1 protein-coding gene is annotated in these 542 nt (G+C 49.1%); it reads left to right on the plus strand.

The genetic code is table 11. The annotated features are described in order from the left end of the window. Nucleotides 1–542: alanine racemase (locus R7R78_RS28935; protein WP_225474948.1), on the plus strand; the 542-nt coding region annotated here is incomplete at both ends.

Raw genomic sequence — 542 nt, forward strand, 5'->3', positions numbered from 1 at the left:
CAACCTCCTCATCTTGTGTGCTACGCAGTAAAAGCCAACTCAAACTTGGGCGTACTGAACGCGCTGGCTCGTTTGGGTTCGGGTTTTGATATCGTATCTGGTGGTGAACTAGAGCGTGTGATTGCAGCGGGCGGTGATGCGAAGAAAGTCGTGTTTTCTGGGGTGGGTAAAACGCCAGCAGAAATGAAGCGCGCACTAGAGCTTGGCATCAAGTGCTTCAACGTTGAATCAGAGCCGGAACTCGAACGCTTGAATAAAGTGGCGGGCGAGCTTGGTGTGATTGCGCCTATTTCGCTACGTATTAACCCAGATGTTGACGCGAAAACTCACCCTTATATTTCGACTGGTCTTCGTGACAACAAATTTGGCATTGCGTTTGACCGCGCGCCAGAAGTGTATCAATTCGCCCAGAGCCTACCTAATCTGAATGTGCAAGGTATCGACTGCCATATTGGTTCTCAGTTAACGAGCATTGACCCATTTATTGATGCAACCGACCGTTTGATGGCTTTGATTGATGACCTGAAAGCGCAAGGCATCAA

This window comes from Vibrio sp. 2134-1 (genome assembly GCF_033339495.1).